This is a genomic window from Hoeflea sp. EC-HK425 (assembly GCF_902498795.1).
Taxonomy (GTDB): domain Bacteria; phylum Pseudomonadota; class Alphaproteobacteria; order Rhizobiales; family Rhizobiaceae; genus Hoeflea; species Hoeflea alexandrii.
In genome coordinates, this window is sequence record NZ_LR701572.1 from 3,925,260 (window position 1) to 3,938,635 (window position 13,376).

The 13,376-nt window shown below is 62.6% G+C and carries 11 protein-coding genes; all 11 read right to left on the bottom strand.

Features of this window, described 5'->3' with window-relative positions:
* Positions 1–4 precede the first annotated feature (4 nt).
* The 11 genes from infB to SPHINGO391_RS21545 all read right to left on the bottom strand — a co-directional run bounded on the left by infB (position 5) and on the right by SPHINGO391_RS21545 (position 13,355).
* Positions 5–2,659, bottom strand: a complete 2,655-nt coding sequence (gene infB, locus SPHINGO391_RS21495; protein WP_152010757.1) for a translation initiation factor IF-2 — start codon at positions 2,657–2,659, stop codon at positions 5–7.
* 93 nt (positions 2,660–2,752) lie between these two features.
* Positions 2,753–3,367: an RNA-binding protein gene (locus tag SPHINGO391_RS21500; protein ID WP_267662090.1), complete on the bottom strand. Its 615-nt coding sequence runs from the start codon at positions 3,365–3,367 to the stop codon at positions 2,753–2,755.
* A gap of 38 nt (positions 3,368–3,405) precedes the next feature.
* Positions 3,406–5,019, bottom strand: a complete 1,614-nt coding sequence (nusA, locus tag SPHINGO391_RS21505) for a transcription termination factor NusA (RefSeq protein WP_152010758.1) — start codon at positions 5,017–5,019, stop codon at positions 3,406–3,408.
* A 110-nt stretch (positions 5,020–5,129) separates the two neighbouring features.
* On the bottom strand, positions 5,130–5,759 hold the full coding sequence (rimP, locus tag SPHINGO391_RS21510; RefSeq protein ID WP_152010759.1) for a ribosome maturation factor RimP: 630 nt from the start codon (positions 5,757–5,759) through the stop codon (positions 5,130–5,132).
* A gap of 305 nt (positions 5,760–6,064) precedes the next feature.
* The gene (gene trmB / locus SPHINGO391_RS21515; RefSeq protein ID WP_152010760.1) at positions 6,065–6,769 is read right to left on the bottom strand and encodes a tRNA (guanosine(46)-N7)-methyltransferase TrmB; all 705 of its coding nucleotides are present in this window, start codon (positions 6,767–6,769) and stop codon (positions 6,065–6,067) included.
* 29 nt (positions 6,770–6,798) lie between these two features.
* Entirely contained in the window at positions 6,799–8,040 is a 1,242-nt protein-coding gene (gene metK, locus SPHINGO391_RS21520) for a methionine adenosyltransferase (RefSeq protein ID WP_152010761.1), read from the bottom strand.
* 232 nt (positions 8,041–8,272) lie between these two features.
* Positions 8,273–8,692 (bottom strand): helix-turn-helix domain-containing protein, encoded by a 420-nt coding sequence (locus SPHINGO391_RS21525; protein ID WP_152010762.1) that lies wholly within the window; start codon positions 8,690–8,692, stop codon positions 8,273–8,275.
* A 150-nt stretch (positions 8,693–8,842) separates the two neighbouring features.
* Positions 8,843–10,438 (bottom strand): apolipoprotein N-acyltransferase, encoded by a 1,596-nt coding sequence (gene lnt / locus SPHINGO391_RS21530; RefSeq protein ID WP_152010763.1) that lies wholly within the window; start codon positions 10,436–10,438, stop codon positions 8,843–8,845.
* A gap of 205 nt (positions 10,439–10,643) precedes the next feature.
* Complete coding sequence (locus SPHINGO391_RS21535; RefSeq protein WP_244615310.1) at positions 10,644–11,783, bottom strand: hemolysin family protein; 1,140 nt, start codon at positions 11,781–11,783, stop codon at positions 10,644–10,646.
* 13 nt (positions 11,784–11,796) lie between these two features.
* Positions 11,797–12,312, bottom strand: a complete 516-nt coding sequence (gene ybeY / locus SPHINGO391_RS21540; protein ID WP_152010764.1) for an rRNA maturation RNase YbeY — start codon at positions 12,310–12,312, stop codon at positions 11,797–11,799.
* Positions 12,309–13,355 (bottom strand): PhoH family protein, encoded by a 1,047-nt coding sequence (locus SPHINGO391_RS21545; RefSeq protein WP_244615312.1) that lies wholly within the window; start codon positions 13,353–13,355, stop codon positions 12,309–12,311. The genes ybeY and SPHINGO391_RS21545 overlap by 4 nt, the downstream gene beginning before the upstream one ends.
* Between the last annotated feature and the right edge of the window lie 21 nt (positions 13,356–13,376).

The window sequence follows — 13,376 nt, forward strand, 5'->3', positions numbered from 1 at the left end:
CCGATCAGAGCGTGCGGGTGACGTGTTCGACGCGGAAGCACTCGATGACGTCGCCTGCGCGGATGTCCTCGTAGTTCTCGAAGGCCATGCCGCATTCCTGGCCGCCATTGACCTCGGCGACTTCGTCCTTGAAGCGCTTGAGGGTCTTGAGCTTGCCTTCGTGAATGACAACGTTGTCGCGGATCAGGCGGACGCCTGCGCCACGCTCGACCTTGCCTTCGGTGACACGGCAACCGGCAACCTTGCCGACCTTGGTGATGTTGAACACCTCGAGGATCTCGGCATTGCCGAGGAAGGTCTCGCGACGTTCCGGCGACAGCATGCCCGACATGGCGGCTTTCACGTCATCCACCAGATCGTAGATGATGTTGTAGTAGCGGATCTCGACGCCATCGCGCTCGGCCGCGTCGCGCGCCTGCTTGTTGGCGCGGACGTTGAAGCCGATGATCGCCGCGCCCGAAGCTTCGGCCAGCGAGATATCGGATTCGGTGATGGCGCCTGCGCCGGAATGGATGATCCGGGCGCGAACCTCGTCGGTGCCGAGCTTCTCGATGGCACCGGCAATGGCCTCGATCGAGCCCTGCACGTCACCCTTGACCAGAAGCGGAAACTCCTGGCTGCCGGTGTCCTGCAGCTGGGTCATCATCTGCTCGAGGGAACCACGTGTTCCGCTCTGGCGTGCCGCCGCCTTGTCGCGGGCAAGCCGCTGGCGATACTCGGCAATTTCACGAGCGCGGCTTTCATTCTCGACCACGGCAAAGCGGTCGCCGGCCTGCGGCGTGCCCTGAAGGCCGAGAATCTCAACCGGGAACGCGGGTCCGGCTTCCTTGACATGCTCGCCACGGTCATTGACCAGGGCGCGCACACGGCCCCACTGGTCGCCGGCGACGAGAATTTCGCCCGGCTTGAGCGTACCGGTCTGAACCAGAACGGTGGCAACCGAGCCGCGGCCACGATCAAGCTTGGCCTCGATCACGACACCCTCGGCGGTGCGATCGGGGTTGGCCTTGAGATCGAGAAGTTCGGCCTGCAGCAGGATGGCATCAAGCAGCTTGTCGAGGTTGAGCTGCTTGGTGGCGGAGACCTCGACGTCGAGGACTTCACCGCCCATGCTTTCAACGAAGACTTCATGCTGCAGGAGATCGGTCCGGACCTTCTGCGCATCAGCCGTCGGCTTGTCGATCTTGTTGATCGCCACGATGATCGGAACACCGGCCGCCTTGGCGTGATTGATCGATTCAATCGTCTGCGGCATCACGGCGTCGTCGGCCGCGACCACGAGAATGGCGATATCGGTGGCCTGGGCGCCGCGGGCACGCATCGCGGTAAAGGCGGCGTGGCCCGGAGTATCGATGAAGGTGATCAGCTGACCGTTCTTCTCGACCTGGTAGGCACCAATGTGCTGGGTGATGCCGCCGGCTTCCCCCGAAACCACATTGGCATCGCGGATGGCATCGAGCAGCGAGGTCTTGCCGTGGTCGACATGGCCCATGATGGTGACCACCGGAGGCCGCGATACCATCTCGCCACCTTCGTCCTCGACATTGAAGATGCCCAGTTCGACGTCGGATTCCGAGACACGGCGGACGGTGTGACCGAATTCACCGGCAATCAGTTCGGCCAGATCGGCGTCGATGACGTCGCCCGGCTTCATCATCTGGCCTTCCTTCATCAGGTACTTGATCACGTCGACCGAGCGTTCGGCCATACGCTGCGAGAGTTCCTGGATGGTGATGGTTTCAGGCAGGGTGACTTCGCGGGCAATCTTCTCGCGCGGTTCCTGCGCCATCGACCGGCGCATCTTTTCCTGACGGCGGCGCATGGCCGACAGCGAGCGGCCGCGCGAATTGCCGTCATCGTTGAGAGCAGCGGTCAGCGTCAGCTTGCCGCGGCGGCGATCTTCTTCTGCCTTCGGACGGGCCGGCTTGGGCGTTTCCGGCCGCGTGACCTTGGCACCGGGCCGTGCCGGGCCACCGGGACGGGCAGCACCACCCGAGCGGGAGGGGGCCTCCTCTTCCACGGCATCGCGACGGCGACCGCGCGGGGCCTCTTCGGCGGCCGGCGGAATAGCCTCTGCAGGTGCGTTGACAGCAGCTTCCTCCGCGGCAACAGCCTGCTCAGCGGCTTCCTTGGCCAGCCGGGCATCCTCTTCCGCCTTGATGCGGGCGGCCTCAGCCTCTTCGGCTGCACGGCGTGCATCTTCCTCGGCGCGGCGCGCGGCCTCTTCTTCGGCCCGCTTGCGCTCCTCGACATCGCGGATGCGGCTGTCCTGAAGGGCGCGACGGCGCGCCTCGACTTCACTTGCGGAAAGCTGGTTGAGAACGGCACCACGCGGCGCAGGCTTGGCAGCCGGTGCGCGCGCGGGAGCCGAAGGAGCAGCCGGCGTTGCCGCGGCGCCTGCCGCAGACTTGGCGGCCGGAGCCGGTTCCGCAGGCTTTTCAGCCGCGGGCGCCGGACGTGGCTTCAGGGTCACCGGCGGGACCGGCTTGTCGTCTTCAGGACGGTTGATGCGGCGCTTGCGCGTCTCCACCACCACCGCCTTTGTGCGCCCACGGCCCATCTCCTGGCGCACCATCCCCTGTTCCACAGAGGGGCGCTTCAGCGAGAAGGTCTTCTTGCCGGTAACACTGGTTGTCTTGTCGTCGTTGCTGTCGCTCATTCCGTATCCGTTTCCGCGGGAAGCCGCATCGCACCTGTGCGCGCCGGCTTCTTGATCGATCGCATCCGGGGTTCAACACCCCTTAGCCCGTTTTCAGCCCGGCCCCGCATCGGGACCGTTCCTGTAGCGCGCAAGCATCTTTGCGCGCTTCACTACACCCTCACCGGCCTGCCCTGCAAGCGCGGCGGCATGGATAAAAGCGCCATCGCCCATGACAAGCGCCAATTCATCGGCTGAAAACAGCCGAAAGACGGGTATCTCCGCCTCTTTGATCCCCTTGGCGCGGGCCGTATTGGCCTGACGCAATTTTCGTACGCCGTCTTCGGCCGCGTCGCTCGCATGCATCAGCGCCCGTGCGGCGCCTGAGCGGATGGCATCATCCACCTTACCAGATCCGGTGACGAACTGGCCGGATTTCCGAGCCATGTTCATCATACCAAAAAGGCTGTCGCAAAGCAGCCTGTCGACCACGCCCCCCAGATCCGGGTCCGTGGTCACCTCTGTTTTCAGAGCCCGACCGAAGAGCTTGCGCTTGACGGCCAGGTCAATCACGGACCGCTCCGCCTTGACCCAGCAGCCGCGCCCCGGCAGGGCATGGCGCAGGTCAGGCACAACGGTTCCGTCAGGACCGGCGACAAACCGGATCAGATCATCCGGCTGGCCACGCTCCCTGGTCACTATGCACATGCGGTCGTTCACGGGTTCGATCCTGACCTTCACTGCAAAGCCTCCGGAGACGCCGGACCTCAGGCTTCTTCTTCGCCAGCTTCCACTTCCGCTTCAGCCTCTTCTTCTTCCTCGGCCACCAGTTCGTCTTCGGTGATCCAGCCAACTGCAAGACGCGCCTGCAGGATCATCTGTTCGGCTTCGGCGCGGGACACGTCGAGGCCGGTGAACAGGCCGTCGAAGCGCTTGGTCTCACCATCCTTGCGTTCCGACCAGCCGGTCAGATCGTCAACAGCGCAACCGGCGAAATCCTCGACAGTCTTGATCCCGTCTGCGCCCAGCGCAACCATCATCGGCGTGGTGATGCCGGGGATCGAACGGAGTTCGTCCTCGACGCCGAGTTCCTTGCGCTTGGCATCCAGTTCCGACTCGACCTTGTCGAGATATTCGCGGGCGCGGGTCTGCAGTTCGTTGGCGGTTTCCTCGTCAAAACCCTCAATCGCGGTGATTTCACCGAGATCGACATAGGCCACTTCCTCGACCTGGCTGAAGCCTTCGGAGGCCAGCACCTGGCCGACCATTTCGTCGACATCGAGCGCTTCCATGAAGAGTTGCGTGCGCTCGTTGAATTCCTTCTGACGGCGCTGGCTTTCCTCTTCCTCGGTGAGGATGTCGATGTCCCAACCGGTCAGCTGCGAGGCCAGGCGGACATTCTGGCCACGGCGGCCGATGGCCAGCGACAGCTGCTCGTCCGGCACCACCACCTCGATCCGCTCGGCGTCCTCGTCAAGCACCACCTTGGCCACTTCGGCCGGCTGCAGAGCGTTGACGATGAAGCTTGCAGGCGACGGCGACCAGGGGATAATGTCGATCTTCTCACCCTGCAATTCGCCAACCACGGCCTGCACGCGGCTGCCGCGCATGCCGACGCAGGCGCCGACGGGATCGATGGAGGAATCGTTGGAGATCACGGCGATCTTGGCGCGGCTGCCCGGATCACGGGCGACCGAGCGGATCTCGATGATGCCGTCATAGATTTCCGGCACTTCCATCGTGAACAGCTTGACCATAAACTGCGGATGGGTGCGCGACAGGAAAATCTGCGGGCCGCGCTGCTCGCGGCGGACATCATAGACATAGGCGCGGACGCGGTCGCCATAACGGAAGGCTTCGCGCGGAATGGTCTCATCACGGCGGATGATGCCTTCACCACGGCCAAGATCAACAATGACATTGCCGTATTCGACACGCTTGACGGTGCCATTGACGATCTCGCCGATGCGGTCCTTGAATTCGTCAAATTGGCGGTCGCGCTCGGCTTCGCGTACCTTCTGCACGATCACCTGCTTGGCGGACTGGGCAGCGATACGGCCAAAGTCCATCGGCGGCAGCGGGTCGGCGATAAAATCGCCAAGCTGGGCATCCGGGTTGCGGTCGCGGGCGAGAGCCAGCGGGATCTGCAAGGAGTAGTCCTCGGCGTGGTCAACAACCTCGAGCAGGCGCTGCAGGCGGATCTCGCCGGTCTTGGCATTGATGTCGGCGCGGATGTTGGATTCCGATCCGTAGCGCGAGCGTGCGGCTTTCTGGATCGCGTCGGCCATGGCGGCGATGACGATCTCGCGGTCAATGGACTTCTCGCGCGCGACCGCGTCGGCGATCTGAAGAAGCTCAAGCCTGTTTGCACTGACTGCCATGTCTGTCTCCATATGTGGGACCGCGGCTTGCGGCCCTGCTCTGGGTTGGGTCCGTCAAGCGGACCGGATCAACGGCACCGCGATGGATGCCCCAAAATACTGTCGCCGGTTCAGGCCAGATCGCCCGAGCCGGATTCGTCCGCGTCGTCACCGCTGTCATTCCCGTTTGCCGCCTGGGCGGCCTTCGCGGCCTTGTCGGCGCGCAATGATTCGCGGATCAGTTCGTCGGTCAGCACCAGCTTGGCCTCGGCAAGTGCCGAGAACGGGATGACCGCAATGTTTTCCTCGCCATAGGCCGGCTGGTCACGCTCGACCGAAAAGCCTGTGTCGGTGACATCGCGGATGAAGCCGCGAAAGCGCTTTCGGCCATTGATCAGCACCGACGCGTCGCAGCGGGCAAGATGGCCTTCCCAGCGCACGAAATCGGACCTGCGCACCAGCGGCCGGTCAATGCCCGGCGACGAGATTTCCAGATGATACGCCTTTTCGACCGGATCCTCCACATCGAGAACCGGTGAAATTGCCCGGGACACCGCTTCGCAGTCCTCGACACTCATGGTTCCGTCATTGCGCTCGGCCATGATCTGCAGTGTCAGGCCATTCTGGCCGGAGAGACGCACCCGCACCAGGCGCATATCCATCGATTCGATGAGCGGCTCGACAATTTCAGCAATGCGTGCGTCGACACCGGTTTCGGTCACCAGGCGGTCATCATTGGGCATTGCGGCTTCGTCTGTCATCGGCACCGTATCCTGACTGCTGCAAGCGCCCTCGAACCGCTGCCGGTTCAGGGGCATGATGATGCAACACTTTAAAAGCGCTGCAGCGTCCAGTCGCCGTTTCCGGCGTCATCCGCGCTGCAATGGTTCATCCGATCGTCCGGCAACAAAAAAGAGCGGGTCCTCGCGGGCCCACCCTTGTTCTGACGATCAAGAATTTGAGAGGTATATAGACCCATTCAGCCGCTTCCGCAAGGGAATTCCGGCATTCCGGCGTGGCCCCGCCCTGCGGCCGCACGGATCGACTGCGAGGAAGGGTGGGACTATCAGTCCAGGCGTTCGAATTCCAGGTAGCAGGGCGTACGGCCTTCGCGAATCGCCTTGGCCTCGTAGCGCGTGCCTGGCCATCCCTGCCACGGCTCATGCCAGTCCGCGGCCTTTCGGGCCACCCACTCGAACTGCGGATGGGAGGCCATATGGGCCAGGGTCCAGTTGATGTAGGTGTCGATGTCCGATGCAAATCCGAACCGGCCGCCGGGCTTGAGAACGCGGGCGAAGCGGTCGAGATTGAGCCTGGAGACGAAACGGCGCTTCCAGTGCTTCTTCTTGGGCCAGGGGTCGGGATAGAGCAGGTCGATGCGATCGAGACAGGCATCAGGAAGCCAGTCCAGAACCTGGGTGGCATCGTCGTCATAAAGGCGGATGTTGTCCAGGCCTTCACTGTCGAGCGCCGCCAGCAGCTTGGCCATGGAGTTGACGAAGGGTTCGACGCCGATGAAGCCCGTGTCCGGGGCTTCGCGGGCACGATGAAGCAGGTGTTCGCCCCCTCCGAAACCGATCTCCAGCCTGATCCGAGAAACAGGTCTGGGCCAAAGTGTTGCCAGCGGTACGGGTGCAGGCACAGACAGATCGAGCTTCAGCACGGGCAGAAGCGCGGAAAGCGCCTCGGCCTGCGGCGCCTTGAGCGCCTTTCCCTTGCGGCGACCGTAAAAGGCTTCGGTCGCACGGCTGCGCCTTTGCGGGCTGGACATGGTTTCGGATCCCGAGCGGAAAGCCTGCCTCAGCCCTTCAGCGCTTCCTTGAGCGGCTTGACCAGATCAAGCTTCTCCCAGGAGAACGAGCCGTCACGGCCGGCCTTGCGGCCGAAGTGACCATAGGCCGCGGTGCGGGCATAGATCGGCTTGTTGAGATCAAGATGGCTGCGGATGCCGCGCGGCGTCAGATCCATCACCTTGGGCAGCGCCTCTTCGAGAGCGGCCTCCGACACCTTGCCGGTGTCGTGAAAATTGACATTGATCGACAGCGGCTGCGCCACGCCGATGGCATAGGAAAGCTGGATGGTGCAGCGCTCGGCAAGGCCGGCGGCGATTGCATTCTTGGCCAGGTAACGCGCGGCATAAGCGGCCGAGCGGTCGACCTTGGTGGTGTCCTTGCCGGAAAACGCACCGCCACCGTGGGGAGCAGCGCCGCCGTAGGTGTCGACGATGATCTTGCGTCCGGTAAGGCCCGCATCGCCGTCGGGACCGCCGATGACGAAGGTGCCGGTCGGATTGATGTACCATTTGCAATCATCGGCAATGCTCAGACCGGCAAGCGCTTCGCGAATATAAGGCTCGACGACCTCACGCACCTTGGCCGAATTCCAGCTTTCATCAAGATGCTGTGTCGACAGCACGATCGATACGACCTCGGAAGGCTTGCCATCGACATAGCGAACGGTGACCTGGCTCTTCGCGTCGGGGCCGAGCCTGGCTGCATCGCCCTCGCCCTTGTGGCGGGCCGCGGCCAGAAGCTCGAGAATCTTGTGACTGTAGTAGATCGGGGCCGGCATCAGTTCCGGCGTTTCGTTGCAGGCGTAGCCGAACATGATGCCCTGGTCGCCTGCGCCTTCCGATCCCTGGTGGTCGGCCGCGTTGTCCACGCCCTGCGCGATATGCGCGGACTGGAAGTGCAGGAGCACATCGATCTTGGCGGTTTTCCAGTGGAACCCATCCTGTTCGTAGCCGATGGACTTGATGGCCTTGCGGGCGGCGGACTTGAACTTGGACGGATTGATGGCGTCGTTGCCATTCTTGTCCTTCTTGACCAGCGAAGGCGGAACGCGGACCTCTCCGGCGATCACGACGCGGTTGGTGGTCGCCAGCGTTTCGCAGGCAACGCGGACGCTCCACGGATCCACACCGGTCTTCTTTGCCTCGCGATAGACCAGGTCGACGATCTCATCCGAAATGCGGTCGCACACCTTGTCGGGGTGTCCTTCCGAAACGGATTCGCTTGTGAACAGGAAAGTCGAGCGCTCCATTGCAGGCTCCATCAGATTGAAGTGGTGGAGAACGTTTAGTGGCAACGCGCGAGTCTGACAAGGTCAGAATGACATAAATATATCTTGATATGATTGAGGGCGCTCGCCGATTGCCTTGCTGCGCGGCACAGCTTCCAGACGGCGAACGCGCCGCTCCCGGACTGCAGGAGCCCGAAGCGCGGCGCTGTTGCACTTCATGGCCCGAAGGCCTGCCAGATCTCCGGTGAGGCGATCAGTCGGAATCCGGCTCGGACGCCAGCGACTTGACAAGATCGACGAGCTTGCGGCGCACCTTGGGATCGGGGATCTTGATAAAGGCACGATTGAGCTGCAGCCCTTCCGACGAGGACAGGAAATCCACGACATAATTCGAGCTGTTGGCCTCGGCCATGCCCGGCTGTGCCGTGGACGGGTCACCCGGTGCGTCCTCGAAGAAGAAGCTCACCGGAACATTCAGGATCGTCGAGATGTTTTGCAGACGGCTGGCGCCGACGCGATTGGTGCCCTTTTCATACTTCTGGATCTGCTGGAAGGTGATGCCCAACGCTTCGCCCAGCTTTTCCTGACTCATGCCAAGCATGGTTCGGCGAAGACGGATCCGGCTGCCGACATGAATGTCGATCGGATTGGGCTTTTTCTTGTTCTCAATCATTCTTTCGTCCTGACAAGAGCCTTGGCTCCATGGTTGATTTATCCCGCTTTGATTGCAGTCGAAGAAAATCGGATACACCCGACCATCCTTGCTGTGACCGAGACGGGAAATGGGTTGACGAAACAACTATGCTATTTTGGGGGTTTTGCGTCAATCGAACCGTTGATTTTTACTTTTACGAGCAAGAAGCGCCGTCAATACCATTATGACGATAATCAATCCAAAGTTAAATCGCCTAATTCTCATAAGCAAAAACTCGTCTGCCCCCGAAGGCAACCTCACATCGAAGACACCCGCCTCGCCAAGCGGCAGGCTGCCAACGATGCGCCCGCCAGGATCAACCACAGCGGAGATGCCGTTGTTGGCGGCCCGCACGAGCGGAAGACGGGTCTCGACTGCCCTGAGCTGCGCCTGGCGGAGATGCTGATAGGGCCCAGGGGTCAGACCATACCAAGCATCGTTGGTCAGGTTGAGAAGAAGCGATCCACGGCCGTCTTCAAGGCTGGACATCTCCGGAAAGATGGCTTCGTAGCAGATCAGCGGCACCGCCCCCAGCCCACCGGGCAGACCCAGCAGGCCGCGGCGGTCAGCGGCGGTAAATCCGCCGAAGGTCTCGGCAACCGGGGTCAGCCCCCAGCGACGCAGCAAGGCCTCAAAGGGCAGGTATTCGCCAAAGGGCACAAGGTGCGCCTTGTCAGCGGACCCGATGATTTGCCCTTCGTCATCAATCACATAGATGGTGTTGAAGAACCGCGGCGGTGAACCTGCCAGCCCGTCCTCGAACCGGACAGCTCCGGTGATGAGGGTCTGGCCAACCTGCAACATGTCGGCGATGCGGGAGAGCGAACCGGGGTTTTCCGTCAGGAGAAACGGCAGTGCTGTCTCCGGCCAGACAATGTGGGTCGGCCTGGGTTGGCCTTCGCGTGGCGGCAGAGCGGAGAAGGCAAGAAGCCGCGAAAAAATCTGCTCACGTTCGGCCATGTCCCACTTTGCAGACTGATCGATAGCCGGCTGTACAATCCGCACGACCGCTTCAGTCGGCGTCATCTGGGACCGGTCGAGACGGTCAAGCGCGAACCATCCATATCCGACATGAGCAGCAAAGAGCACCAGTGCCGCGACCAGGCCGGCAACTGCGCCGCGCCTCGTGCCGACCAGCGCGGGCGCCGAAAACACGAACACGGTCAGCGCGGACATGCCGAAAACACCGACGATCTCGGCCGATTGCATCATCACCGGCGCCGGCATTGCCGCATAGCCGATGGCGTTCCAGGGGAACCCGGTCAGAACAAAGCTGCGGACCCACTCGATCAGACCGAAAGCCGCGCCAAGCGCCGCAATGCGTCCGATTCCATCCGACCACAGCAGCCAGGCAAGCGAGGTGGCGACGCCGTAAAACAGCGCGAGCAGCGCCGGCAGCCCAAGGACTGCCAGCGGCAGGGCCCAGGCAAAGCCGCCCGCATCGATCAGCAGCGCATTGCCAAGCCACCAGAGGCCGGCCACGAAGTAACCGAAGCCGAACCACCAGCCGGTGGCAAATGCCGGGCGCATTCGCCCCAGCAGACCCCGCTCCGGCGGTCCGCTGGCACCGTCGAGGAGCCAGACCAGCATCGGGAAGGATATGAACAGGGCGGCAAAAAAATTGAACGGCGGCAGGGCCAGAACGGAGAATGCGCCTGCGGCAAACGCAAGAACAGCGCGCTTGACGCCCCAACTCAGCATGATGGATTCAGCGATCCGTTCCAAACCCGGTATTCTCCCCGCCAACAAAGATCCGGCTATTGCAATGCGCTTTGGCCAAGCGAATCAGTTGCCGTATCCTTTCAAAAAACCGCGGCAATGTCCGGCGTTGCGCGCGGCATTTTTCAACGCGTAAGTTACAGGCGGATGATCGAGCGAGGCTGGATGAATATCCGGGATGTGACGACGCGCAGCGACGGGTCTGGAGCCGTTATGTGGCGCCGGCGTCTTCGGGTTCGGGCTTCTTGGGGGCAGCCTCGCCACGGGCCGGACGGCGGCGCGGAGCCTGGCGCTTCCTGATGATCCGGACGCGCTTGACGCGGCGCGGATCGGCATCCATCACGTGAAACTCGAAGCCAGGCAGAGCCTGGACCACTTCGCCGCGGGCCGGGACGCGACCAAGTTCGGAGAAGATCAGGCCGCCGATGGTATCGACTTCCTCGCTCTGCTCGCGAATGTCGAAATCCGATCCGATTTCCTCGGCCAGATCCTCGAGCTCGGCCTTGGCGTCGACAACCCAGATGTCCTCGCCGGCCTTGCTGATCAGCGTTTCCTCTTCATCGTCATGCTCGTCGGCAATATCGCCCACAACCATCTCGACGATGTCCTCAAGCGAGACCAGGCCGTCGGTGCCGCCATATTCGTCGATCACCAGCGCCATCTGGATCCGGTTTGCCTGCATGCGCTGCATCAGGTCGGAGGCCAGCATCGAGGCCGGCACGAACAGTACCTTGCGGGTAATGCCTGACTCCTGAAGGGTCTTGCTCAGATCGACGCGCGAAAGCTCGAGCGCGTTGAGCGAGTTGACCTTCTGGTTCGTCGCAGCACTCTTGGCGGTGGACTTGCGCTTGGTCCGGGCCTGCTTGGTAATCCAGGCCAGCAGATCCCGGATATGGATCATGCCGCGCGGATCATCGAGATTTTCCGCATAGACCGGCATTCGGGAACGGCCCGATTCCTCGAAAATCTCCAGCAGCCGGCCAAGCGAGGTGGTCTGGTCGACCGCCTCGACATCGGCGCGCGGGACCATCAGGTCTTCGACCCGGACCTCGCGCAGGCGCAGGATGTTGTGCAGCATGGCGCGCTCATCGGCAGAGAACGCCTCATGAAGCTCGCCGCCCGACTGCAACGCGTCATTGAGATCCTCACGGATGGATTCGCGGTCGGAAGGCGGGAACAGGGCACGCACCAGACGCTGCCACAGCCCCATGCCGCCACGCTCATCCTGTTGCACGGTGATCTCGTTCCGGTGCACAGGCACGGGAAGATAACTGGGGGCGTCTTCGCTGGGTGGGGCGCTCGAAGCGCCTTGCGCGTCTCCGGTCTGTGCCGGGGCATTGCTCTCTGTCATCGTCTCTTCAATGTCAAACCGGCTCTGTATCGCCGTAAGGGTCAGATAGGCCAAGCGAGGTCAAAATGCGAGTCTCGATCGCTTCCATTTTCTCGGCATCGTTGTTTTCAATGTGATCGTAGCCGAAAAGATGAAGAAATCCGTGCACGATGAGGTGCGCGACATGCTCCTCCACCGGCTTGTCCAGCTCCTGCGCCTCCCGCTCGATCGTCCCGCGGGCCAGGATGATGTCGCCGAGCATCGGCCCTGGCTGACCGCCCGGCACGAGCGGGAAGGCGGGAAACGACAGCACATTGGTCGGCTTGGGCTGATTGCGCCACTGGCCGTTGATATCCGCCATCATCGCATCATCGGCCAGCACGAGCGAAACCTCGGGCTCGATGTCGGGAAAGGGCTGGCCCTCGCGTTCGCTCAGATCACGCACAGCCGCAGCAAGAGCGGTCTCGGCCAGTGCTTCGATTGCCCCGGCATCGCCCCAGTCTCCGGCCTCGACGGCTAGCGCCAGGCTGATCGCCGGACCGGAGGTCATGCGTCTCCTTCGGCCTTGGGGTAGATCCGCTTGTCATAGGCCTCGACAATGCGCTGGACCAGCGGATGGCGCACCACGTCGGCGCCGCGGAAGCGGCAGGTGACAACACCATCAACGCCCTCGAGGATGGACAGCGCCTCGACCAGACCGGAGGTAACGCCGCGCGGCAGGTCGACCTGGCTCGGATCGCCGGTGATGATCATGCGCGAGTTCTCGCCCAGACGGGTAAGAAACATCTTCATCTGCATCTGCGTGGTGTTCTGCGCTTCATCCAGAATGACCGCGGCGTTGGCCAGGGTACGGCCGCGCATGAAGGCCAGCGGCGCGATTTCGATGACGCCGGCGGTGATGGCGCGTTCGACCTTGTCGCCCGGCATCATGTCGTAGAGCGCGTCATAGAGCGGCCTGAGATAGGGGTCGACCTTCTCCTTCATGTCGCCGGGCAGAAAGCCAAGCCGTTCGCCAGCCTCCACCGCGGGACGCGACAGGATGATGCGCTCGACGGAGCCGCGCTCAAGCAGTTGCGCCGCGTGGGCAACCGCCAGATAGGTCTTGCCGGTGCCGGCCGGGCCAACGCCAAAGACCAGTTCCGAACGCTCCATGGCGCGCATATAGGCGTCCTGGGTCGGGGTCCGGGCAATGACGGTCTTCTTGCGCGTCGAGATCTGCGCCAACGTCATCTTACCCTTGCGTTCGAGCGTCGGCAGCACGAGCTGGTCGTCCGCGGCAAGCGCCATGCGGATGGCGCCCTCAACGTCGGAACTCTCCACGCTGGCGCCCTTGAGCAGCCGGTCATAGAGATAATCCAGCGCCCTGCGGGCCTGATTGGTGGCGATTTCATCACCCCGCAGGTTGACCGTGTTGCCACGGGCCCGCGCGTCTATCTTCAGCTTCTGCTCAAGAAGCGCCAGGTTCTGGTCAAACTGGCCAAAAAGTTCGCTGGCAAGACGGTTGTTTTCAAAGGTGAGCGCGAGGTGGGTCGCGTCCGAGGCGCCCGATGCGGGCGTCGCAGCTTCTGTCCGGGACAGGTGCTCAGCTGTCAAACGATCTGGCTCCATAATTGC

Bases quoted from the DNA above. Each gene is read 5' to 3' on its own strand.
- rimP (WP_152010759.1), bottom strand. From the start codon at position 5,759: ATGACAGACGAAGCCGCAATGCCCAATGATGACCGCCTGGTGACCGAA.
- infB (WP_152010757.1), bottom strand. From the start codon at position 2,659: ATGAGCGACAGCAACGACGACAAGACAACCAGTGTTACCGGCAAGAAG.
- SPHINGO391_RS21525 (WP_152010762.1), bottom strand. From the start codon at position 8,692: ATGATTGAGAACAAGAAAAAGCCCAATCCGATCGACATTCATGTCGGC.
- trmB (WP_152010760.1), bottom strand. From the start codon at position 6,769: ATGTCCAGCCCGCAAAGGCGCAGCCGTGCGACCGAAGCCTTTTACGGT.
- metK (WP_152010761.1), bottom strand. From the start codon at position 8,040: ATGGAGCGCTCGACTTTCCTGTTCACAAGCGAATCCGTTTCGGAAGGA.
- ybeY (WP_152010764.1), bottom strand. From the start codon at position 12,312: ATGACCTCCGGTCCGGCGATCAGCCTGGCGCTAGCCGTCGAGGCCGGA.
- nusA (WP_152010758.1), bottom strand. From the start codon at position 5,019: ATGGCAGTCAGTGCAAACAGGCTTGAGCTTCTTCAGATCGCCGACGCG.
- SPHINGO391_RS21535 (WP_244615310.1), bottom strand. From the start codon at position 11,783: ATGACAGAGAGCAATGCCCCGGCACAGACCGGAGACGCGCAAGGCGCT.